This window comes from Mogibacterium neglectum (assembly GCF_030644205.1).
GTDB classification, from domain to species: Bacteria; Bacillota; Clostridia; order Peptostreptococcales; family Anaerovoracaceae; genus Mogibacterium; species Mogibacterium neglectum.
In genome coordinates this window covers 700665-723484 of the sequence record NZ_CP128647.1, presented here as the reverse complement: position 1 = coordinate 723484, position 22820 = coordinate 700665, and the positions used below count along the sequence as shown (strand labels likewise).

Annotated in this window: 22 protein-coding genes and 2 pseudogenes; all 24 read right to left on the bottom strand. The window is 34.9% G+C overall.

What is annotated here, in order from left to right; all coding sequences use genetic code 11:
- Positions 1–202: 202 nt before the first annotated feature.
- The 24 genes and pseudogenes from QU661_RS03350 to tgt all read right to left on the bottom strand — a co-directional run bounded on the left by QU661_RS03350 (position 203) and on the right by tgt (position 22811).
- The gene (locus tag QU661_RS03350; protein ID WP_000712033.1) at positions 203–532 is read right to left on the bottom strand and encodes a DUF3847 domain-containing protein; all 330 of its coding nucleotides are present in this window, start codon (positions 530–532) and stop codon (positions 203–205) included.
- A gap of 84 nt (positions 533–616) precedes the next feature.
- Complete coding sequence (locus QU661_RS03345) at positions 617–1033, bottom strand: sigma-70 RNA polymerase sigma factor region 4 domain-containing protein (protein WP_001074478.1); 417 nt, start codon at positions 1031–1033, stop codon at positions 617–619.
- Positions 1034–1298: 265 nt separating this feature from the next.
- Positions 1299–1883, bottom strand: a complete 585-nt coding sequence (locus QU661_RS03340) for an MptD family putative ECF transporter S component (RefSeq protein ID WP_000791750.1) — start codon at positions 1881–1883, stop codon at positions 1299–1301.
- Between the two features lie 10 nt (positions 1884–1893).
- Positions 1894–2598 carry an energy-coupling factor transporter transmembrane component T gene (locus tag QU661_RS03335; RefSeq protein ID WP_000567178.1) on the bottom strand — a complete coding sequence of 235 codons (705 nt, stop codon included), beginning with the start codon at positions 2596–2598 and terminating at the stop codon, positions 1894–1896.
- Positions 2588–4105, bottom strand: coding sequence for an ABC transporter ATP-binding protein (locus tag QU661_RS03330; RefSeq protein ID WP_304990320.1), 1518 nt, complete (start codon positions 4103–4105; stop codon positions 2588–2590). The genes QU661_RS03335 and QU661_RS03330 overlap by 11 nt, the downstream gene beginning before the upstream one ends.
- Positions 4106–4107: 2 nt before the next feature.
- Positions 4108–5817, bottom strand: a complete 1710-nt coding sequence (locus QU661_RS03325; protein ID WP_130009445.1) for an ABC transporter ATP-binding protein — start codon at positions 5815–5817, stop codon at positions 4108–4110.
- A complete protein-coding gene (locus QU661_RS03320; protein WP_001114256.1) occupies positions 5810–7549 on the bottom strand; it encodes an ABC transporter ATP-binding protein in 1740 nt (579 codons plus the stop codon). Before QU661_RS03320 ends, QU661_RS03325 begins: the two co-directional genes overlap by 8 nt.
- A gap of 140 nt (positions 7550–7689) precedes the next feature.
- Positions 7690–8208 (bottom strand): ClbS/DfsB family four-helix bundle protein, encoded by a 519-nt coding sequence (locus QU661_RS03315; protein WP_000708365.1) that lies wholly within the window; start codon positions 8206–8208, stop codon positions 7690–7692.
- 50 nt (positions 8209–8258) lie between these two features.
- Positions 8259–8831: a TetR/AcrR family transcriptional regulator gene (locus QU661_RS03310; protein ID WP_000079884.1), complete on the bottom strand. Its 573-nt coding sequence runs from the start codon at positions 8829–8831 to the stop codon at positions 8259–8261.
- A gap of 75 nt (positions 8832–8906) precedes the next feature.
- Positions 8907–10745 (bottom strand): recombinase family protein, encoded by a 1839-nt coding sequence (locus tag QU661_RS03305; protein ID WP_001243447.1) that lies wholly within the window; start codon positions 10743–10745, stop codon positions 8907–8909.
- Between the two features lie 96 nt (positions 10746–10841).
- Positions 10842–11279 (bottom strand): annotated as a pseudogene (locus QU661_RS03300) (type IV secretory system conjugative DNA transfer family protein); the annotation flags it as partial.
- Positions 11280–11320: 41 nt separating this feature from the next.
- Positions 11321–11485, bottom strand: a complete 165-nt coding sequence (locus QU661_RS03295; RefSeq protein WP_003031944.1) for a transposon-encoded TnpW family protein — start codon at positions 11483–11485, stop codon at positions 11321–11323.
- A 108-nt stretch (positions 11486–11593) separates the two neighbouring features.
- A complete protein-coding gene (locus tag QU661_RS03290) occupies positions 11594–12412 on the bottom strand; it encodes a class I SAM-dependent methyltransferase (protein WP_003031946.1) in 819 nt (272 codons plus the stop codon).
- Positions 12413–12483: 71 nt separating this feature from the next.
- Positions 12484–13944 (bottom strand): MobQ family relaxase, encoded by a 1461-nt coding sequence (gene mobQ / locus QU661_RS03285; RefSeq protein ID WP_304990319.1) that lies wholly within the window; start codon positions 13942–13944, stop codon positions 12484–12486.
- A 239-nt stretch (positions 13945–14183) separates the two neighbouring features.
- Positions 14184–14504, bottom strand: a complete 321-nt coding sequence (locus QU661_RS03280) for a DUF3847 domain-containing protein (protein ID WP_009216383.1) — start codon at positions 14502–14504, stop codon at positions 14184–14186.
- 128 nt (positions 14505–14632) lie between these two features.
- Positions 14633–15385, bottom strand: coding sequence for an alpha/beta fold hydrolase (locus QU661_RS03275; protein WP_018370703.1), 753 nt, complete (start codon positions 15383–15385; stop codon positions 14633–14635).
- A gap of 68 nt (positions 15386–15453) precedes the next feature.
- A complete protein-coding gene (locus QU661_RS03270) occupies positions 15454–17124 on the bottom strand; it encodes a DUF4368 domain-containing protein (protein WP_304990318.1) in 1671 nt (556 codons plus the stop codon).
- A 52-nt stretch (positions 17125–17176) separates the two neighbouring features.
- Positions 17177–17734: pseudogene (locus QU661_RS03265) on the bottom strand (type IV secretory system conjugative DNA transfer family protein); the annotation flags it as partial.
- On the bottom strand, positions 17731–18216 hold the full coding sequence (locus QU661_RS03260) for a PcfB family protein (protein WP_106382494.1): 486 nt from the start codon (positions 18214–18216) through the stop codon (positions 17731–17733). The gene QU661_RS03260 and the pseudogene QU661_RS03265, both read right to left, overlap by 4 nt.
- Positions 18213–19064, bottom strand: a complete 852-nt coding sequence (locus QU661_RS03255) for an ATP-binding protein (RefSeq protein WP_106382493.1) — start codon at positions 19062–19064, stop codon at positions 18213–18215. Before QU661_RS03255 ends, QU661_RS03260 begins: the two co-directional genes overlap by 4 nt.
- Complete coding sequence (locus QU661_RS03250) at positions 19061–19840, bottom strand: replication initiator protein A (protein ID WP_018365310.1); 780 nt, start codon at positions 19838–19840, stop codon at positions 19061–19063. The genes QU661_RS03255 and QU661_RS03250 overlap by 4 nt, the downstream gene beginning before the upstream one ends.
- Positions 19841–19927: 87 nt before the next feature.
- A complete protein-coding gene (locus QU661_RS03245) occupies positions 19928–20209 on the bottom strand; it encodes a CD1845 family protein (protein WP_304990317.1) in 282 nt (93 codons plus the stop codon).
- Between the two features lie 18 nt (positions 20210–20227).
- The gene (gene rlmD, locus QU661_RS03240; protein ID WP_304990316.1) at positions 20228–21667 is read right to left on the bottom strand and encodes a 23S rRNA (uracil(1939)-C(5))-methyltransferase RlmD; all 1440 of its coding nucleotides are present in this window, start codon (positions 21665–21667) and stop codon (positions 20228–20230) included.
- Positions 21654–22811, bottom strand: coding sequence for a tRNA guanosine(34) transglycosylase Tgt (gene tgt, locus QU661_RS03235; protein ID WP_304990315.1), 1158 nt, complete (start codon positions 22809–22811; stop codon positions 21654–21656). The genes rlmD and tgt overlap by 14 nt, the downstream gene beginning before the upstream one ends.
- Between the last annotated feature and the right edge of the window lie 9 nt (positions 22812–22820).

The window sequence follows — 22820 nt, the reverse complement described above, 5'->3', positions numbered from 1 at the left end:
AAAAGCAGACAGGTTATTTTTTGTATCTTTTCCTATCTACTTTATCCGTATGTTTTTATTAAGTTTTGGATTTTTAAAGACTTGCTAAAATCCCTTAGTTTTTCTAAGGGCGCAATTATACACCCTAAAGGGTGCTTTGCGTTCTGCGAAGCTTTTTGCCCTTGCAGGGAGCTTCTGAAAAAACTATGGTTTTTTATTTTATCTACTCTATCTCTGTTTCATCTTCCATATCTTTCCCATTTATCATTTCTTCATAGGCTTGTCTGTATTCTTTTGTGTGAGTAGCAACTTTAAGTAATTCTTCTATCTCATCGTTAGTAAACATGATAGGATTTTTAATGACTCTTTCTACTATCAAGCCTCTTTGTATGAGCCTATGATTTCTTCTTTTTCGTTCCTTTTCGTTTGCAAGTTTTTCTAATTTCTTGCCTTGATTTTGTAATTGTTTCAGCTTCACATCGCACTTTTCTCTTTCTTGCTGAAGTTCAGAAATTTGTTCCTGTACTTCCTGTAATGTGTTTTCTTTCTTCATTTTTCATTCCTCCGTTTTGGTATCTGCTTGTTTCCATAAAGAAAGGTTAAGCACCTTTTTTTGACACTTAACCTTTCCAAGTTTTTAGATTTTATCTTCTAAAATCTTTCTCAGTTTTTCTAAAATCCTATCCCTCCTCCCACTGATTGCTTGATGTGTAACTTTCTCTCTTCTGCTGATTGACCTTAGACTTTCTTCTTTGTAGAAGATGGCTTCCATCAACTCTCGTTCTTCTTTTGAAAGAGTATTTAATGCTCTATGAAGTTCTTCAATTCGCATTTTTACTTCTACAATTTTTTCTAAGTCTATCTTTTCATCTATGATGTTATCTACAAAGTGTCCATCATGATCCAGTGCCGAAAATGGTATTACATTATGCTTCCAATCTTTTCTTTGGAGATACTTTTCATGCTCTGTTATCTTCCAATAGGCTTTGTAGACTTCTTCACTTACAGGTACGGCTTTGCCTTTTACATAAAGGTAATATTCTTTCTTTGCCACTTAGTCATCCTCCTTTTTAAGTTCTCTGTTTTGGTTTTGAGAATAAAAAAGGAGGACTTCTACACTTTGACGTAAAAAGTCCTCTCGGCTTAAAAACTAATGTTTTATATAATTTTCTATTTTGTTGTTTCTGGTAAAGTATTATTGCTATGTGTAAGCAATTCCAAGAATAAAAAAGGATAATTATATCGTTCTGTGAAAACCGAAACTATAAGTTTTGACATAATTATCCCTCCATTATTTTCCCTCCTAAGTAAATTTATTATTAAATCACTCCTGCTTTTTCAAAATGCTTTTTGAGTATCTTTGTTGCAACGAATGCTCCTATGCAAGCAAGAACAAAAGTTATCAAGCCAAATCCTACTGCCCACGAAACTTTGAAATAAGATAATGCTTCATTTATTTGTGCTTCGCTCATTTTCCATTTTGATGCTCTTTCCACAAAAGAAGCTGTCCCGAATAAAATCACAGGAATTACTGTTCCTAAAAAATCTGCTAATGCAAATATCCCATATCCAATAATCATTCGTCCCTTGCTCTCATAATTTCCTATAATCAAATCACATATAATTCCACCGATTACAGCAAAGACTGCATGAGGCAAATGTCCTCCTGACAATGCAATTAAACCAAGAAGCGTTCCTGATATTGTAAATACGCCCTTCTTTTTAACTTTCAAAGCCATAAGTATATAAACGGTAGCAGCTACCATAAAGCTAACTCCTGAAGCAATAAATCCTCCAATCACTGTTGTTGCCATAGCAAATGCAACCACCATGTATATGACAATTCCAATTGCATTAAAGATTCCGATTGTAATAAAATCACGACCATTTAATTTGTTTTTCATAAAAGTCCTCCTAATAAATTTTCTGTATTACTATCACAAGAGCAATCATCAAAGCTCCTAATAGTCCAATCAACAAATCCGCCCATCTAAACCTCAATTTTGTCAATGTAACCCTGTTCTCATCACTATCAAGTCCTCTAATGAGTGCTGAAGCTGACAGTTCATCTGAAATCTTAATCATCCTCATTAAAAGTGGAACAAGCGTATATTCAATATATTTAAATGGATGTAGCAACGGGAAAAATCTACTTGTTACGATTCCTCGAATCTTCATATTCTCTTTTAATGCCTTGAGTTCTATTCTTATAGTTGGTACAAACCTAAGCAAAACACTAAAAGGTATACCAATGCTTCTTGGTACTTTCATTCTATTTAATGCTTCAAGCATTTCACTTACACTTGTAGTCTTTGTTATATATCCACCAAACATAGCAATTAAGGTCATCCTTGATGCAAAGTAAATAAACATATATATTGCAAATACGATACTTGCTTCACGAAACTTTCCAAGCCCTAACTCTATGCAGTATAAAAGCACAAAAAACAAAATAAAGCGTAATGCTCTTTTCCACATACTACTGTATACATACAGAAAAAAGGCAAAGACAATCAGTCCGAAAAGTAGGATTGTATCGCTTATAAAAAAGCTGGTAAAGGAGGCAATTGGAAGTAGAATAAGTTTTATTCTCGGATCGACTGTTTTTCTATCTATCAAGTTCTCTACCTCCTCTCATCTTGTCTAATATGAGAAATTTGTTACTTTCACTCATATCTAAAACAGTTTCTATTTTTCCATCTCCCATTACCCACAGATCGCTTACTGTGTTTGCTAAAAACTCAAAATCATGACTTATTACCAAGACTGTTGTCCCATTTTTTAATTGTTCTTCAATCAATTTTGCCACCGAAAGCATTGAGTCTTTATCACAACCTGATGTTGGTTCATCATAGATAAAAACTTTTGCCTGTTTCATCATTCCACAAGCTATTGTCAGTCTTTGTTTTTCTCCTCTTGATAAAGCAAACGGATGCTTATCAATGTATTTGTCTAAGCCAAGTACACTCAAAATAGACTTTGCCTTTTGAGTATTTTCTTTTTTATCTTTACTTGAAATACCAAGTAGCATTTCATCAAGTACACTTTCCGAAAACAACTGATAGTCTGAATCTTGAAAGACAAAATATGACATATCCATTAAATCTTTATGATTAAGCGACTTATCTTTTCCAGCCCATATTGTTCCCTCTTTTATCTTCTCAAGTCCTGAAATCACTCTTGCAAAGGTGGTTTTCCCGGTACCATTTAAGCCTATAAGACCAATGGCTTTTCCACACTCCATATTGAAATCAAGATGATTTAAGATGTACTTGTTTTGTTTCTTTCCATCCTTAGCTACATTCGGATAGCAAAATCTCAAGCCTTTTCCGTTGATACTTTCATCATTTAATTGATATGAATCTTTCTTCTCACTTATCCTGTATTCTTCTAATTCAAGAGTTCTTAGCCCATTTTCATCCCAAAACTCCCCTTCAAGACGGATAACTTCTTCCCGACTCAAGTCCTGTGCAATCTCTCCATCTTTCACCAAAAGAAAACGGTCAAATAAAGATTTTACATAGTACAAACGATGCTCAATTAGAACAACTGTTGTTCCTTTTTTCTTTAATTTCTCCAAAATTAAAAACAGGTCAAATGTTGCTTTCATATCCAAATTTGCTGAAGGTTCATCCAAAATTAAAACTTTCGGATTCATCGCATAGATGCTTGCAATAGCTATCTTTTGTTTCTGTCCGCTTGATAATTCAAAAACAGATTTTCCTTTCAGTTCCTCAATATCCAGTTCTGCATATACTTCTTCTACTCTCTGTTTGATTTCATATCTTGATTTGCAGATCGTTTGAAGCCCAAAAGCTATTTCTTCATCTGTAGTTGTTGTAAAAAACTGACTTCTTGGATCTTGAAATACAGTCCCTACAATATGCCCTATTTCATGAAGTAATAATTTGCTTATATCTTTTCCGGACACAAAGGCTTCTCCTTTCATTTTGCCTTTGTAATAATGTGGTATAAGACCATTCATTACACTTCCAAGAGTGCTTTTACCACTTCCACTTTTCCCTGAAATTAAAACAAATTCACCTTTTTTAATTTCAAGATTGAAATTTTTTAAAGCAGTTCGCCCATCTTCCCATTCATAAGAAACATTTTTTAACAAAATCATGATTATACCTCGTACTGAGCTTTCCATAATTTTGTGTAGTAACCATCTTTCTCAAGAAGTTCCCCATGCTTTCCTTTTTCAAGTAAATTTCCTTTTTGAAATACGAGAATTTGGTCAGCTTTTTGAATGGTTTTTAAATGATGAGCCACTACAAGTACAGTTCTATTCTTTGCAAGTTCTGTAATAGCATCTTGTATCAAAGATTCATTTACAGGATCAACATTACTTGTCATTTCATCAAGAATTAAAATAGGTGCATCCTTTAGAAAAGCTCTTGCAATAGATATTCTTTGTCTCTGTCCACCTGATAAAATCCCACCATTTTCTCCAATATCAGTTTCATAACCTTTTGGTAAACCCATAATGAAATCATGTATCCTCGCTTTCTTTGCAGCTTCAATGATTTCTTCTTTCGTTGCTCCTTTTTTACCTACCTTGATGTTTTCTTCAATGGTATTATCAAACAACTGAACATTTTGCATGACAATACTAATACGATCTAAAAGCTCATCATAAGGAATATCCCTTATATCAGTTCCTCCGAGGGTAATTTTTCCTTTATGCACATCATAAAATCTTAAAAGCAAGTTGGTTATAGTAGTCTTTCCACTACCTGATTCTCCAACTAAGGCTGTCATAGTTTTTTCAGCAATAGAAAAGCTCAATTTTTCCATTTTAAATTCATCTTTTTCATAGGAAAAATCTATGTTTTCAAAAGCTATATCATTATCCATCGGAACAATTCCATTCACTTTATCCGGGATTACATCTGCATATAAAATTCTTGAAAGTCTTTCGTAACTATCTACCGCCGAAACATAGTTCATATAGTGTTGTTCCATAGAAGCGAACGGCTTATAAAACTCTTTTGAAATTACTGCAAAGATAATAAAATTAAGTACATCAAGACTTCCCTTTATAACAAGTATTGCTCCTGCAATTAAAAGAACTAAATATCCAATATCCAGTAAAAACCCAAATATAGATAGCTGTTTTGCCTTGAATCTTGAAGCTACTTTGCTTGTTTCTCCAAACTTTTTTGTCTTGTTCATAAGCTCATTATCCAAGCTTTTATTGTTTGAAAAACTCTTTAGTACAGGTATTCCTCTAACATATTCAACAAATAAGCTAACCATATCAAGAAGTGCTGAATTATTCTGATTCTCTATTCTTTCAGATTGCTTAATTGTCAGATATAGAAAGACAAGTGCAATCGGAACAGATACAGCCATTAGAATAGCAAGTTTGAAATCAATACTTGCAAGACCGATAAATACGACTGCACCTATCAAAAAATCGCCAAACATTCTCGACCACATGTGTCCTACAACAAGAGACATATTATCAACATCTTTGTGTAAAATTGTATTGATCTCTCCCAGTCTTTCATTGGTATAAAATCCCAAACTGAATTTTTTCAATTTAATAATCATGCGTTCTCTGATTTGCTGAACAATATCAAAACCTGCACTATGCTTTTTCATATCTGCAACCATATTACAAATGCCTTTGAATACTACAAGTAACCCAATTGCAATAAAACCTTTATATAAACTTGCTAAACTCGTCCCATCAAATATCTGAAACAGTATAGAAAATACGATAACAATCATGGCTATGGAGCTTAGTCCATAAAGGGCAAAGAATACACTTGATATAATCAAATCTCTCTTGCCGGTTTTTGTAAGCAGCTTTAACATTTCTCTAAACATTTTCTGTTACCACCTCTTTCAAATTCCATCTATCTACCTTGTTCTGTGCTTCAACCATATCCTTATAGAACTCACATCTTTTCATCAACTCTTCATGGCTTCCTGCATCAAGAACAACACCCTTATCCATAACTATAATTTGGTCTGAATCTCTAATTGTGTTTAGATGATGAGCAATTGTAATAATGGTTTTATCCTTGCTTAAATCGTCAATTGCTTCGCCGATTAGTCTTTCATTTTCACTATCAACAGCTGCCATTGCTTCATCTAATATTAAAATCGGTGCATTTTTCAGTATCATTCTTGCTATGGAGATTCTTTGTTTTTCTCCACCAGATAACTTAACTCCCATTTCACCTACTCGTGTTTCATATCCATTTGGCAATGCTGAAATAAAATCATGGCATCTTGCTTTTTTAGCAGCTTCTATGACTTCTTCTTTTGTTGCATTTAGTTTTCCAATTGCTATATTTTCAAAAATACTTAAATCAAAAAGGATAACTTCTTGTTGCACACTACCAATCAGCATTGAGATATTTTCTTGACTATATTCTTTTATATCTTTTCCATTTATCAGTATTTGTCCTTCATCTGCATCCCAAAATCCCATAAGCAAATTAGATACAGTACTTTTCCCACAACCACTTGCTCCTACAAAGGCGTTCAAACTATTTTTCTTAAAATTCAAATTGATATTTTTAAGCTCAAAGCTATCTTTTCCGTATGCAAAATTCACATCTTTAAATTCTATATTTCCAAATTCTAAACCTTGTTCTGTCTTTTTCTTTGGAAGCGGAACTGTTAAAACTTTTCCAATCGCCTTTAGTGCTTCCTTAAACACAATAGAAAAATGTTGCAATGTAGCCGTCTTACTTATAGATGCAGTAAAAGCAGACGATAAAATAATGGCAAGTATAAAATTAGGGGTTGTAATATTTCCATAGTAAAGAAATATACTTCCCAAAATCATGACAATAACTACTCCAATTTCCATAAATATGTCAATGAGTCCCATTGGAATTGTAATTGCTCCCATGCTCTTTTTAACCCAGTAAATATATTCTCTTGCCGTTTTTAATGTTCTTTCACTAATCTCCTCTTCTTTAGCAAAAGCCTTAATCACAGAAATATTTTTTACATATTCCATTAGCTCTTCTCTCATCTTATTTTCATGGTTAAAGTAAATAGCAAAGTTTTTATCCATTGTTTTCTGTGAAAGAACTTTTACCAAATACATGAGTGGAACTCCAGCAATCATTCCAAGAGCAAGACGCCAATCAACAAAAATCATAGCTACAAAAATAATGGTAGGCAGAAGTGTAACTGCCATTATTTCAGGAAGACCATGGGCAAGGTATACTTCCACTTGCTCTACATCATGTTGAACAATGTTGGTAAGCTCTCCTGTATTATGTTCTTTAAAGAATCCCAAACTTAGTTTTTTCAGATGACCGATAATATCTAACCTAAGTTCTGTTAATTTTTCGTATGCTTTCTCATGGGCAACCTTTGTTGCAAAATAATAAAACACTCCTTTTAATACAAACGATATAAAGATTCCCAAGAATATATACTTTAAATTACCTTCGTTAATATTGTTTGTGATTAAAGAACTAATCAAATATACAAGTAAGATTTGTGGTATCAAATCAAATACTATTTTTAAAGCAAGAAGTGAATTGGATAAACTATTTTTCCCAATCACTTTTTTCCTTAATTCTTTTTCCGGCATGAACAACTCTCCTTTCAAAATTGAATAATATTGAATTTTAATTCAGTATTAAGGTTTAAAGTAAGACTTTGCTGATTACGCAAAGTCTATTTTATCCGATCACTATATTTTTTTAAATTACTGTATCAGCAAATCAAAAATTATAGCACAATCTTTTTCCATTTTCTAATCTTAGTTCTAAACGTTCCAAAAGGGGCAACCGTATTAACATGAATAAACTTATAAACTTCCCATGTCGCTGTTTTAGTAGCTTCATCAGCCCATTTTCTCATATGCGGTTGAAATAATTCTTCTTCACTTAGTGTATCAATCATTGTATAGATAGATATAATATTTTCTTTCAATCGTTTCTTTAATTCTTCTATCGATAAATGAGCATAAGTATCGGTAAACCACTGATATAATTCTCCAAGTTGATTCCATTTAAACATATCCGACGGTGTCTTTACTTCAAAACCGTTTTTCTCATCTTTTTCCCATTTCAAAACTAATGTTGTCCATCCGAGTTGATAAGCAAGATTTTCTGCTGGTGTTCTGTCAACTTCAGGGACTCTCTTATCTTTGAGAGATTCAGGAATAATATCAAATTCAGAAATATACTTTTCAAAACTTTTATTTATCTCAGATTTCAGTTCTTCTTTATCTTTATATATCTTCAAAATATCTCCTCCAAAAATTTAAATTTATCGCATTTAAATATCAAATCAACTTACAATGATTCCACTCCCTTGTAATAACACTTTGCAATAAGTTTTAGCATATCTTTTGCCCACTTTTCACTTTGATAATGCCTTGCTATTTCAAGAAGTCCCTCTGTAAAGTTACTGGCTAAAATATGGGCAAGCATTGGATCATATTCCTGTTTCGATTGTCTTTTTAAACTTACTTCAATATGAACCTGCATTTGCGATATGAGTTTTTGTTTTGCTTCTGTATGCTTTGTACCTGAGCTTTTATCCATTAAAATAATTAACTTCTTACGATCTTTTAAAAGTTCATGAATATAATTTTCTCCAACTTCATCAAACCTTTCAGAAGCAGAACCTTTTTCCAAAGATTCTTCCTCATTAAAAGCTGACTCGAAGTTTATATAAACAGAACTTACTACTGCATCAAACAAAACTGCCTTATTTTTGAAATAGGTATAAATTAGTGCCACAGGAATATCTGCTTCTTTTGCAATTTCTGTTAATTTGGCACCTCTATAATCCTTTTTATAAAATACTTTTTCTGCTGCTTCGAGTATTCTATTTCTAACTTCTTCTTTTAATACTTGTGCCATAGCACACCTCTTTCTATTCCAATACTGAATCTATATTTAATAATAAATTAAAATTCAATATTTGTCAAGATAGATTTAAATATTTGTTTTTATATACTCACTCACCGGTATCCCCACTCTTTTCAAAACCTTTATTTTCTCCTGTTTCTTCTGTTCTCTTCTTGCCTTATATTTATCTTCATACTCTTTCTGTTTTCCACTCGCTTTACGCTTTAGGTAATTTTGATGTAGCTTGTCTTTTCTTTCTTCGATTTTTCTTTCTTCTTCCTCAAGTTTTTGTTTTTTTTCTTCGCTTAACTCCGCCTGTGGTAGTTCGTAATTACCTATGAAATTAAAGTAAATTTCTATCTTTTGCTTTGATGTCTGACTTCCTTTTCTATCTCTTTCATGTACGATAATCTTTTCTACAAACTCATTTATCATTGTAGTTGTAAGTTCATCAAAGTTTTCATAACGACTGATAAGAGATATAAATTTTCTTGCTCTGTCTGTTTCTTTTTCATATCTTGATACCTGCTGCTCTAAATCTTTGATCTCTTTGCTTAAAGTTATCTGCTCTGTTTCATATTGATTGTTTAGTATCTCATATCTGCTATTTGGTATTTTGTTAAGGATCATATCTTCGTAAATTCTGCACATAAGTCGTTCGAGTTCCCTAAGTCTGTTTTGGCTTTCCGTTAATCTTACCTTTTTCTTTTCTATCTCTATTTTTTCTTTTTCTTCCATTTCATTTTGAATGGAACAGATAAAGGCTTCATTATCTTCATCAAGGTATTTTTTAATATCTTTTAGTGTGTCTTGTATTAAATTTAAGACTACTTCCGCTTTTATTCTGTGTGCTGATGGACAAAGCATGCCACAAGGTGTTTTAGTATAGGCACTGCAAGTGTAATAGGGTATATTTTTGTAATTGCTTGTTCTATGAACATACATTTTACTTCCACAATCTGCACAATACATCAGTCCTGTGAGTGGGTGATATTCTCCCCAACCGTCAGGATACCTTTTTACATTTCCTCTTATCCTTTGCACATTGTCAAAGGTTTCTTGATCTATAATTGGCTCGTGTGTATTTTCAAAAATAAGCCAGTTATCCTCGGATACATATTTGCTTTTCTTGTCCTTGAAGTGTTTTCTTGTTTTGAAATTGACTGTATGTCCCAAGTATTCCTGTTTCTTTAAAATGCTTGCTATGGTTGAGCTGCACCAACGATAGGGATGTTCAAAGTTTTTGCTTTGATATAGTCCATAGCCTAATTTCTGTTGATGATAGGCTGGTATATCTACTTTTTCACTCTCCAATATCTTTGCTATTCGATACGGACCATTTCCTTGCATGGTCAGGTTAAATATTCGCCTTACTATCTCTGCTGCTTTTTCATCTACTATCCACTTGTTTTTATCTTTTTCATCTTTGATATAGCCATAAGGCGGTGTACTTGCAGTATGTTTCCCACTTTCGCCTTTTGACCTGAAAGTCGATTGGATTTTTCTTGATGTATCTCTTGCATACCATTCGTTCATGATATTTCTAAAAGGGGTAAAATCATCTTCTCTGTAAAAACTATCTACATTGTCATTGATAGCGATTAGTCTTACGCCCTTTTGTCTTAGTATCTCCATACATTGACCGACTTTGAGATAATCTCTGCCAAGTCTGCTCATATCTTTTACAATGATACAACCAATATTTCCTTGATTGACTCCGTTCATCATTGCCATAAATCCCGGTCTGTCAAACTGCGTTCCACTGATTCCATCATCTGTAAAGTGAATGATGTTTGACAAATTATTTTTGCTTGCGTATTCTTCCAATATTTTTTTCTGATTGATGATAGAGTTACTCTCTCCTTGCAGTTCATCATCACGACTTAATCTCTCATAGAGTGCTGTTATCTTTTCAAAATTCCTCATTTTTACCCCCTTTCTCTTAATTTTTCAATAAAAAAAGAATTAAGAAGTACATATTTCACTAAAATAGTGATTAAGTGTTCTCCTTAATTCTATTACTCCGGCAGCCAATTTGTACTTTTTATATTGCTTGACTGCAAAGTGTGTAGGCTCTTTCTTTTCCAGTGCTTCAAAGAGTCTGTCTATCGGATTCATATAGGTTTCATCATCTTCTCTAACTTCTGAAGCGTCTATCATATCGAGAAGTGTTGCAAAGTTCTTTTCTTCTCTTGGAGCTTCATAGAAGATGTATCCTATAAGTGCAGTGTAATAGAGCTTCTCAGCTTTCACCCAAAAATCTTCTCCTGCTTTTTCTCCTTCTCCCTTGGTATTTGCGATGATGGTTTGCACTAATTTTAGTATGTCTTTTTCACTTCTAAGATAAGCGAATGGATTGTACTTCATGCTCTTTTTGAAGTTAATTGTATTTAAGATTTTTATCTCATATCCGTTATCTTCAAGCATCTTACCGCACTCAAGGACTATTGTTCCTTTTGGGAAGATTTGTCAAGGACATAAACAAAATTTCTTTGACAAATTTATATCTTTTCTGTTTCTCTCTTGATTAACTTCAGTATTTTATCCTTGTATGTTTCTCCTGTACCTTGTTTGAAATGTAGGTTTACAGTATATTTTGTCTTTCCAATATCCATTATTAACTGTTTATTGGGTGATGCTTGTATTTCTCTTTTTTCTTCTTTCATAAGTCCTCCTTTCCGATTTTAGACAAAGAAAAAACAGTAAACCTTTTATGATTTACTGTTCTGTGTTAGTTTTTATTAAATTGTTAGTTATGCAAACTGTGGTTTGCTTTAATCTTTACTAAAAACAAGAATCTTCTGCGTGATCTTCCTCGCAATCGGAAGCCAGTCGATTAGCTTTAATGTAGGCATAAGAACACGCATACCACGTAATATGTTGTCATCTTTAATCTTATGAAACCCCTGAGCAATATTCTTTATATCATCAAAGCTGTCTGCACCGAAAACGAATCTGGCTCCGGTTTGCTGAATGGATTTTTCAACCCCTTCTCGTTTTACCCACATCTTTGCAATACATTCCATTATGACCGTAGCGGTGTCAAAGTTTTTATGAATGATAGAAAGTATCTTGGCATTTTCTTCAGCAGTGAGATACATGGACAGTCCTTCTATAATAAAAAGTACATTCTCTCTGTTTTTTACTTCCTTGAACCAATTTGGATCTAAAGCAGACGCACTGATAGATGAAACTCTCCCGCTTTCTAAAAAAATCTGATCTCTGAGATTTATAACATCAGGCAGATCCAGATTATACCAAGTGATAGTACCATTATCCACACGATAAAATCTTGTGTCCAGTCCACAGGCAATGTTCACTATTGTAGCAGTCGGGTTTCGCCCAATAAATTCTTTGACCAGTTCGTCAAAGACGAGTGTGCGTGCGATTACACCACTACTCATGGTACGATCTTTTGCTGCAGTTGAAAAGTCATAATCAATCTTATTTACAAGTTCTACTGCTTTTGCATCATAGAATTTATGCTTCTTTCTCTGTGAATACTCTGCACGTGCATAAAAACTTTGAAGCATAGTTTCTGCAGTGCCGTTCAAAACAGGTTTTATTTTCTCTTGCATTTCTATTTTCCCCAAATGTAAACGCCTCCTTCAAATTTTATTTTTTGTCTTCACTAGTTAGTATTATATACTTTTTTTACTTAGTTTTATAGGTCTAACTCATTCCTATTTACCTGTGATAGTTGTTTTTCTTGTTCCTGTAACTGCTCTATACAGGTCTTAACTTTTTCAGCATGCTCTACTTCTTCTCGTATTTCTAATATTTGACTATATAGGCTCTTTTTATCTTTCTTCAAAGTGGTAAGTTCCGATTTCCATTTGGATATATTTAAGGTCTTACTTTCCCCTAAATGCTCTTTGAGATGTTTCCTTGCACTTTCAAATAGAATAAGCTCCGCCGTATGCTCATTATAAAAATCTTCCTGTTTTATTTTCTTTAATTTCGTATAGGCTTTGTAGATGTCCTTATACTTCAAATATTTCTCGGCTTGGTCAATAAGCTGTACTTTACCATCTATTTTCTTTTCAGTATCTTTAATGGCTCTTGTGGTCTTGTAATTCTTATCTCTTAAAGTAACTATACTTTCTTTCAGTTCAGATAAGGAAATAATGTTTTTCTCTTTTAAGAATTGATAGCTTTCGATGTATTTTTCTAAATCTGTATTATGGTTATCTGCATTTTTACGGATAAGATTTTCAAAAACGGATAGCAAATTTTCTTTGGGTGGGAGGGTGGATTTGAGTTTATCAGTTTCTGCTTTTTCTTCTTTTCCAATTCCCCTTATCCATCTCATTAAGGCTTTTATTCTTAACTTGATTTCTTGTAATAGCCTATTCTGTTTTCTGATTTCCCGATTGATATTTCCTCTGTCGGTGGCTATACCTTTCTTCTCCATTTGACTTGCTGATACTCCTAAATGAATGGTCGGTATTTCTTCTATGCCCTGTCTTTGATAGGAACGATGGTCTACTTTTTCCTGTATGCTATTTTCTTCAAGATATTTGTTTGTAATATCTGCCCATGTCTTTCGCCACTCTTCCGCTTTGTCTTGCTCGTTCCAATCGACTGTATTTATTTTCCTTGTTTTGTAATTGCCATTTTTGAGTTTTACTTTTTCTCCGTTTTCATCAAGGATATATTCCTTTTTTGATTTTGCTCCCCATGTTTTATCTTCATTTAACGGTCTCATAGTTAATAGGATATGAGCGTGTGGATTCCCGTCATTTTTATCGTGCAAAGCAATATCGGCACACATACCGACTTTTACAAAATTTTCTTTTACATATTCTCTTACAAGTTCTATCTGTTTTTCCCTGTTTAATTCTTTGGGTAAGGCGATTTCTATTTCTCTTGCAAGCTGTGAGTTTTTACTTTTTTCTATTTTCTCTACACTGTTCCATAGCATTCCTCTGTCTGAAAATTCCTGTGGTGCGTTTTGTGGTAATAGGATTTCTGTATGTGCTATTCCGCCTTTTCTTGTAAAGTCATGGACTATGCCGTCATATTCGTTTTTTATCTTTTCGCCACTTCGATAAGAAGCTGCTGCAACCGCACTTTTGCCTTTGCCTCTTGAGATAATCTTTATACTAAGATGATATATCGCCATAGCTAAAACCTCCTCTCTTTTTCTGATGTGGATACAGTGGCGATGGATAAGACTTACTAAAAAAATCGGATTGTTTTTTATCCGGTTTCTTTTGGTAAGTACACAAGGGGTAGGAAATTTATTTCCGTAGGGGAGTGTAGCTCCCCTGTATCAGCTTTAGCTGATATGCTCTCTGCAAGAGCCTTCGGAGAACGCACACACCCTTTAGGGTGTATAAGTGCGCCCTTGTAAACAAGGGACTACTGCTCTGTTTCCGTTACTTTCTCTTGTTTTTCTATGTTTTCTTCTTCCGTTTTTTCTCTTTTCTCCATGATTTTTAGGATTTTTTCATTTATTGCTTCTTTGATATTTGGGAATGTAATTAGCTGATAAAATTCATCTTTGGTAAAATCCTTGCTTTCGTTAAAGATACTTTCAAAAACTGCTCCTTTTTCATAAAGCCTTTTATCTCTTTTCTTTCGTTCTTCCTGTTTCTGCTGACTGATGAGTTTTTTTCTTTTGTTTTGTAACTGCTTAATTTCCTCTTCTGCCATTAAGATTTTTTCATCTATATTTTTCATTTTCTGTTCTCCTTTCTGATTTTTAGTAAAGAAAAAACAGTAAACCGATTTGATTTACTGTTTCGTGAACTGCTATGTTATAGCTTGTATTTAATTGTTTTACTTCGACAAACTGCAATTTGTCTGTCTCAAAACAATTCGTTTATCATTGTCACAAATAAATCCGGTTTCAGTAAAACAAGACCTGCATGCCCCAGTTTAGGCAAAACCTTGAATTCTGTTTGCGGAAAATGCTGATTCATGTAGGCGATATCAAGTTTTCGCTCCTTTTCTTCGCCATCGGCATACCAGTAATGCATTTGCGTATCGACCTTCGGAATGGGCTGTGGAATCTTATAGTTGTTGCATGAGTCAAAAGTTCTCCATAACGTTTTTCTACTGGAGCACTTCAAAACATCTGCAACATATTGAAGATCTTCCTTCGAATATTCATCGGTAGCAAAAGCCTTCTCAAGCAAGCGCACTCCACCTGTCCTGCCCAGCATCACCATGAGATAGTCTCTCAAGGCGATAAAGCGTGTGACAAGCCATGGTAGCTGATATGGTGTAATGCCTCCGTCCATAATGCAGTGTCTGATTGGAATAAGTTGTCCAAGCGTTACCATTAAAGCAACGGAGCCGCCCATCGAGCACCCATATACTGCATACAATTCGGCAATCTCTTCAGCCTGAAGCCACTCATTCAATTCGGCAGCGATCTTCTCAATGCTTGTAAAGTCACTTTCATCCTCAGAATCATATCCGGGAAGAGCCGGAATAATCAGATGATATTTGTTTTTGAGAAGCGGAATTAAATGTTCAAAATAATCCCATCTTACAACAGAAGGATGTATCAGCAGAATTGCTTGTTCATTACCTTTTCCAAATTCATGTATATTCATTAGTCTAATCCATCCTGTGTACAAATTCTAATTTTTCTCTCTAAATAATTAACAATATTATACCATTTTTAAGCCATTTTTTCTATATCGGCTTTTTGTGGTACTTGACAGTTGCCTATAAAGTTAAAATACACATCAACTTGTTGTTTTCTATCTTTTCCTTTTCTTCCCCCTGTGGCTTCATGGACTACAACTTTTTCTATATACTCATTTATCATTGGGACTGTCAGTTCTTCAATATCGGTATATTTTTCTATCATCTTTAGGAATTTATCGGTGTCAACTTTTCTCTGATGATAGCTTTCTATTTCATCTTCAAAATACTGTATTTGCTTTTCTAATTCTTGTTGCTCCGTGTCATAGATATTAAATAATCTATCAAAGTGTTTTGCGGGAATTTTTCCAAGTGCATGGTCTTCATATAGCTTTGTAATAAGGGTTGTTAGTTCTTCATTTCTTGAAGATAATTTTTCTAATTTCGTTTTATCATCTTGATACTTTTCTTCCCTTTTTTCATCGGATAATTTGTTCATCACTTTTAGAAATTCTTGCTTTTCTTCTTTTGCAAAATCTGTGATTTCTTTGATTGATTTTAGGAGAATTTCATTCACTGTTTTTACCTTGATGTAGTGCATACTGCAAGAGCCTTTTCTGTGTCTGTAATGTTGACATACAAAGCAATAATCACAATCATATTTCTTTTCTTTATATTCTGCCGGCTCTCTGTAACTTAGCTTTCCTCCACAATCGGAACAGATTAAAAGTCCTGTAAAGGGGTGTGAGGTTGTTCCATACTTTGGACTTCTTCTTACTGTCTTTCTTAAGCGTTGAGCATTGTTCCATGTTTCTTCGTCAATGATGGCTTCATGGGTGTTTTTGAAAATAATGAGTTCATCTTCTTTTGCCTTTCTGCGTTTCTTGGTTTTGTAATCAAGACATATTGTTTTACCAAGTACGGTATGTCCCATATATTCTCTTTTTTCTAAGATATAGCCTACTGTGGTCGGTGTCCAAAAATACGGGTCTTCTATTCCTCTTTTCTTGGAACTGTGGTTGTTTTCGGGGTAATGTATTTGGGCATAGGCTGACGGAATAAGGACTTTATCTTTGGTTAATATGTCTGCTATATGTGTTACTCCATATCCCTCTATTACAAGCCTGTAAATGCGTTTTACGACCTTTGCACTCTCTTTATCGACAAGTAACTCCTGTTTGTTCTTAGGATTTCTATAATAGCCGTATGGAACGCTTGGTGATACTCTTTTACCCTCTTCCATTCTTGCTCTAAAGATGGATTGTATTTTTCTTGAGGTATCTCTTGCATACCATTCATTCATAATATTTAGAAATGGGGTAAAGTCGCTTTCTGCTTGTTTTTCGCTATCTATTCCGTTATTGATGGCGATAAACCTTACTCCCTTTTCTTTGAAAAGTATTTCGGTGTAAAAGCCTACTTTAAGGTAATCTCTGCCAAACCTACTCATATCTTTTACTATCACAGTAGATACTTTGTTTTCTTCTACTGCTTTTATCATTTTCTGAAATCCCTCTCTATCAAAGGTTGTTCCGCTTACTCCATCATCGGTATAGTGATAGATATTTACAAAGCCGTTTCTTTTCGCATAACTTTCAAGTAGTTGCTTTTGATTAGTGATGGAATTGCTTTCTCCCTGCATTTCATCATCTCGACTTAAACGCTCATAAAGGGCTGTTTGTCCTGTTCTTTTTGTATTTGACATGAGAATTACCTCCTTTCCAAGTTTTTTATTTTCTCTGTCCCTAAGAGGTTAATCCTTTGGGATCAGTTACACAATAGCTACTGTGCATCTGCATTAAGTTAGGTTTGACATAAAATCGAGTTTTTCCACTTCCTGAACCACCGATAACAAGCACATTTTTATTTCTCGCATACTTTGGATTAGATGGTCTACCATTCATTGTTAATCGCTCAGTTTGAGTAAGCAAGATATTATTTTGAAACTTTTCATCCATATATGGCTCTATATCTTTTTTAGTTCCCCATCTTGCCGATCCATACTCTTTTCCCTGCCTAAACTTTTTAGCATTTTTCCCTTTTGTATAGACAATGAATTTGATTAAAGCAGCCACTCCTATACCTATTAAAATATCCGCCGGATGAATACTCGGAAGAAAGCTCATTGTGTTAAGCTCCAATATTCCCTGAAATATTTTATCCATCACATCTCCTCCAACATAGCTTCTTACATGATTTGAAAAGATGTTTCCTGTATAGAAAAATGCAAGATAGGGAATGTTCTGCTTTAGAAACTTCACCTTATCTTGCACCTTAAATAAGCCTTTGATGTCCTTTAATATTTTATCTATCATAGGCTCTGCTCCTTTTGTTTATTCTTGATTTTATCTTTGGAAACAGAGTTTTTAGCCATCTCCTTGAACTTCTCAATATTCTTATGAATGGACTCCTTCCTTTCCGTTTTCTTTTCTGATTCTGAAAGGGCATGCTTAAATGCTTTGTCCATAACCTTCATATCTTTAGCTTGAAAGAATACTGAGTATTTCCCACTTTCCTTATCTTTCATCACTGAAAACTTTACGCCATACCGATTAAGTTCTTTTTTCAGTTCCTTAAGCTCTGCTTCTTCAACCGGAATTTCTTCAAGCTGCCCCTTTTTAACCATATCTTTTAGCTTTACTTCATTTCCGTTGCTATTTACAAGTTTTTCAAGTCCTCCAAGTTTTTCTGCTTCTTTCATCAATTTTTTTAATAAGTTCAGAATTAGCTTTCCTGTTACTTTAGCAGCTCTAACTTCCATATTCAGCGTTTTTCTTGCTATTTCTTCATTGATCAACTTATCTCACCTCCATTCAGCAGTCTGTCCTTATTCCGATTCAGTTTGTCCTTTTGAATAACCTTTCTAAAATCTTCTCCTACAACCATAACAGGAATACACATCTCTATGATTCTTGAGTAGATTCTTTGATACTCTACGCTATCCTTACAATTTTGGATTGTGTCATAGGAAAGATTAGTGGTAAAGATAGTCGGTTTCTGTTTTAAGTACCTGTTATTCACGATGTTATATACTTGCTCTTTGGCATAGCTTGTATCTCTTTCTATTCCTAAGTCATCCAAGATAAGAACGGAAATATTTACAAGGGATTCAATATATGCGTTCTTGTCAAAATCAAATCCTCCCTTTTGCAGTTCATTGATAATCTGTGAAAAATTTCTTATTTTAACGCCTATTCGATACTGTTCAATAAGGCTATTTGCAATGGAGCAGGCAAGATAGGTCTTTCCGCTACCTACTGAGCCATAAAAAAGAAGTCCGATATTTTCTTTTTTCATTTCCTCATAGTCTTTTACAAAGTTCTTTGCAATGATAAGGCTTTGATTTTCTTCTCCCTGATAATTTTCAAATGTGTATGACCACTGAATAATCGAGTTAAAGCAGCTACTCTTTAATCGTTCAATCTCCATCTGCTTTTGTCTTTCTTTTTCTCTTTCCTCTCTATCTCTATCACACTTGCAAGAAATCTTAAATATCATCTTGTTATCAAAGAACTCCATCACTTTTCCGTCTTTTCTTTCATGGCAAACTTTACAAAATGCGTGTCCATCCTTGATATATTCTTTTTCAGGATCGTAAGAATACTCTACATCTTCTATCATTACTTTTTCTAATTCTTTCATCATAGGTGTTCTCCTTTATCATATTCTTCCCATGTCGGGATATTTGATGTTTTCACTTCTTTTCCTCTCCCCTGATCTTTATAAAACCAAGAAAGGATTGTCGCTTTATGGTCTTTATAGGTCTTTCCGGTGCTTTTGATATATGCAGATAATCTCTCAATGTAATTATCAAGCTGTGAGTTCATTATGATTTGTAAATCGGATATATCTTCTGCCGTTAAAAATACATTTTGAAATGTTCCAAGCCCGTTTTCACCAAAACTATATTCTCTCTTACTATACTTACTCTTATTATTCTCTATATAGTTAGAGTCAAGATTTTGAACTTCCTGAAGTTCATTTTCTTTACTTCTGAGGTTAAAATCTTTTACTTCTGAAGTTAAGTTTTTTGACTTCTGAAAGTCATTTTCTTTTACCGCTAATATGCTCATAAAGTCTTTAACATATATGACATTCGGCTTACCAAGCCCAAGTCTTACTCTTTCAATCAGTCCGATTCCTTTCTTCATATCGAGTTCATCTAATGTTTTTATAGCTGTCGGCTTTGAGATATTTCTTCTTCTCATAATTTCTTCAACAGTAAAATAGATAAATACCCTGCCATCTTTGTCTATCCAGTTATTCTTAAAAGACATTCCTGTCCGTTTCAGAAGCATGGAATAAAGGATAATCGCTTCAGCGGATAATCCCTTAAATTCTTCTCCGTCTACCAATATCTCCGGTACTTTTAGAAAGTTAAATCTTTCCGCTTCTCTGTTATAGAAATAGTCAAAGTCCATCGCTTCACCTCCCTCCTTAAAAATTGGCAAAGAAAAAGACGATAGTTTTTCTTCTATCGCCTTTGGTAACCATTTGTATGAATTTTTTTAGATTGATTTTATTGCTTCATTGATTCCCTGAAGGAATGCTATAACAGCTACTCCGACCATCGGTATTCCATAAGGACTTAACAAAAATCCTAATACCAACGCCTCAATTCCAAGTGATATATCTTTTTGTATAAATGATCCTATTGCAGCAACGATACACATCAGCATCAATAAATATAGAATAGTTGTTCCTATGCCGAGCAGGAATGTCAGAAATGCAGTGAGGATACTTAACAGCAATCTAATTGGAAATAAGATTATTTTTAATATCCATCTCATAAATACCCTCCATTTCTATTAAATCATCTTAAAATGCCTTAACGCATCCATGATAGCTTCCTCTTTTTCCGGTGTGCATTGTGGAATAACCTGTTTCTCTTTTTTTGATTTATTATAATGCTCCCTCAGTGCAATTCCACATTTCTTTTTAATCTGTGCAATATAGAGTGTCGAAACCTTTAAATCAAACTTTTCCAATATATATTTCTTGATTTGTGCATAAGTCGCTTTACTTTCAGCACTTGTCAAATCAAGCTCATCAAGCTTAATTTCAACATCTATATGTTTATCGACATCAAGTTTGGACAATAACGCTACCGTCTCAGCATGCTTCGTCTTCGGAAAATTATCATACGCCTTCATCACCACAGGCTCGTACCCCAGCTCAGAGAACTTCTCCAAATTCATCGCCATGGTATTTGGATTACATGAGATATAGAGAATCTGCTCTATGCCGTAGCTAGCCAGCATCTCAACCACCTTGTCGTGCATTCCCATTCGTGGTGGATCCACAACTATCATATCGGGTTTTTCAGTCACCTCATCAAGCTTCGCTTTAACGTCGCCACAGATAAAGTGACAGTTATCTATATTATTCATCTTGGCATTATCGATTGCTGCATCAACTGAATCCTGTACTATCTCAATTCCGTACACCTTCTTGGCTTTAGATGCCATAAGCTGTGAAATAGTCCCAGTTCCGCAGTACAGGTCGTATACGACTTTTGAGTCAAGATCTGGAATTAGCGCAAGTGCTTCGCTATACAATCTTTCAACCGCTTCAATATTAGTCTGGAAGAATGAAAAGGCCTTTACCTTAAACTTTAGCCCGATAATTTCCTCGTTGTAGTAATCACGGCCATAGAGAATTTTTACTCCTTCATTGATTACGGCATCTGCTAGGCTATCGTTGAACGTACGCATAACGCCGATAAGCTTATTATCTAGCTTTAGTCCCAGCAGCATATCAAGGTACGCCTGCTCGTCAAATCCATCTTCGCTGCTTGTAACTATGTTAACCAACAGTTCATTAGTCTTTACTCCGTGACGAACAACAAGATTACGAAGAAGACCCTGGTGCGATTTCTTATGATAGAACGAATAGCCCTTTTCTACACAGAAACCTAGTGTTGTACGAAGCACCCTGTTGAAGTCCATAGGAACCAGCTGACATTCATCGCACGTCACAATCGACATGAAGTGTCTCTTCTTGTGCATACCTAGGGTAAGTTCCCCACCAATTTCAAGGTCACCGAACGTATACTCCATCTTATTTCTATATCTGTATTCCGAGAGAGCCGGAACTAGACCACTGAATAAAGAATCGTCAACCTTGCGCCTCGTCAGCTGCTCTCTGATTATATTTTCCTTCTCCGCGCGCTGCTCCTCATATGGAACACCCTGATACAGACATCCTCCGCAGTGCTCGGAGATCGGACAGATCTTAAAATTCTCCATATTTGTTATAAAATTCCCTTTTATACTCTAGGAACCTATCCTCCTCAATTGCTTTTCTGATGTTTTTCATCATGTTTACCAAGAAATAAATATTGTGTTCTGATAGCAGCATAGAGCAAAGTATCTCGTCATTCTTAAATAGATGTCTTAAATATGCACGTGAATAATTTCTGCAGCAATAACAGTCGCAATCTGGATCCAAAGTGCTGAAATCCCTTGCAAATGCAGCATTCTTGATATTAATCTTACCCCTGCTCGTCATCGCCATACCATGCCTAGCTAGCCTTGTTGGTAGTACACAGTCGAACATGTCTACTCCTCGCTCAACACTTTCGAACAGGTAATCGGGGGTTCCAACCCCCATAAGGTATCTTGGCTTATCTTCAGGTAGTAGGTCAACGCAATCATCAAGTACATCGAGCATGATATCCTTTGGCTCACCGACGGACAGCCCTCCAATTGCGTATCCAGGAAGATCAATCTCCGTAACCTGCTTTGCACTTAGCTCACGAAGATCCTTGAACATTCCGCCCTGCATGATTCCAAACAGTGCCTGCTTCATAGTATCAGAGCCTGTTTTCATAGCGGCTTTAGCCTCTAGTCTCCTGTGGTGATCGTCACAGCGCCTAAGCCATCTTGTGGTGCGTTCTAGCGATCTCGCCACATACTTCTTTTCAGCAGGATATGCAACGCACTCGTCAAATGCCATCATGATATCTGAACCGAGCGCCGCCTGCACTTCAACCGAACTCTCCGGAGTCATCATGTGAGACGAGCCATCTATGTATGATTTAAACTTAGCCCCTTCTTCGGTTATCTTACGGAATTTTCCAAGTGAAAATACCTGAAAGCCACCACTATCAGTAAGTATAGGACGATGCCAGTTCATGAACTTATGTAACCCACCAGCTTCACGGACGATGTCCTCACCAGGTCTAAGGTATAGATGATATGTATTTCCAAGTATAATCTCCGCACCTGTCTTTTCAACATCTTCAGGCTTCATCGCCTTTACCGTAGCCTGAGTGCCAACCGGCATGAATACGGGCGTCTCAATAGTACCGTGAGGTGTCGTAATCCTGCCGCGCTTTGCTCCAGTGCGAGCGTCCTTTTTTATTAGCTCAAAACTAAGTGATTCTTTCATCTCAAACTC

Bases quoted from the DNA above. Each gene is read 5' to 3' on its own strand.
- QU661_RS03295 (WP_003031944.1), bottom strand. From the start codon at position 11,485: ATGAAAGAAGAAAAAAGAGAAATACAAGCATCACCCAATAAACAGTTA.
- rlmD (WP_304990316.1), bottom strand. From the start codon at position 21,667: ATGGAGAATTTTAAGATCTGTCCGATCTCCGAGCACTGCGGAGGATGT.
- QU661_RS03245 (WP_304990317.1), bottom strand. From the start codon at position 20,209: ATGAGATGGATATTAAAAATAATCTTATTTCCAATTAGATTGCTGTTA.
- QU661_RS03340 (WP_000791750.1), bottom strand. From the start codon at position 1,883: ATGAAAAACAAATTAAATGGTCGTGATTTTATTACAATCGGAATCTTT.
- QU661_RS03325 (WP_130009445.1), bottom strand. From the start codon at position 5,817: ATGTTTAGAGAAATGTTAAAGCTGCTTACAAAAACCGGCAAGAGAGAT.
- QU661_RS03350 (WP_000712033.1), bottom strand. From the start codon at position 532: ATGAAGAAAGAAAACACATTACAGGAAGTACAGGAACAAATTTCTGAA.
- tgt (WP_304990315.1), bottom strand. From the start codon at position 22,811: ATGAAAGAATCACTTAGTTTTGAGCTAATAAAAAAGGACGCTCGCACT.
- QU661_RS03250 (WP_018365310.1), bottom strand. From the start codon at position 19,840: ATGGACTTTGACTATTTCTATAACAGAGAAGCGGAAAGATTTAACTTT.
- QU661_RS03270 (WP_304990318.1), bottom strand. From the start codon at position 17,124: ATGTCAAATACAAAAAGAACAGGACAAACAGCCCTTTATGAGCGTTTA.
- QU661_RS03305 (WP_001243447.1), bottom strand. From the start codon at position 10,745: ATGAGGAATTTTGAAAAGATAACAGCACTCTATGAGAGATTAAGTCGT.
- QU661_RS03275 (WP_018370703.1), bottom strand. From the start codon at position 15,385: ATGAATATACATGAATTTGGAAAAGGTAATGAACAAGCAATTCTGCTG.
- mobQ (WP_304990319.1), bottom strand. From the start codon at position 13,944: ATGGCGATATATCATCTTAGTATAAAGATTATCTCAAGAGGCAAAGGC.
- QU661_RS03280 (WP_009216383.1), bottom strand. From the start codon at position 14,504: ATGAAAAATATAGATGAAAAAATCTTAATGGCAGAAGAGGAAATTAAG.
- QU661_RS03310 (WP_000079884.1), bottom strand. From the start codon at position 8,831: ATGGCACAAGTATTAAAAGAAGAAGTTAGAAATAGAATACTCGAAGCA.
- QU661_RS03255 (WP_106382493.1), bottom strand. From the start codon at position 19,064: ATGATGAAAGAATTAGAAAAAGTAATGATAGAAGATGTAGAGTATTCT.
- QU661_RS03320 (WP_001114256.1), bottom strand. From the start codon at position 7,549: ATGCCGGAAAAAGAATTAAGGAAAAAAGTGATTGGGAAAAATAGTTTA.
- QU661_RS03330 (WP_304990320.1), bottom strand. From the start codon at position 4,105: ATGATTTTGTTAAAAAATGTTTCTTATGAATGGGAAGATGGGCGAACT.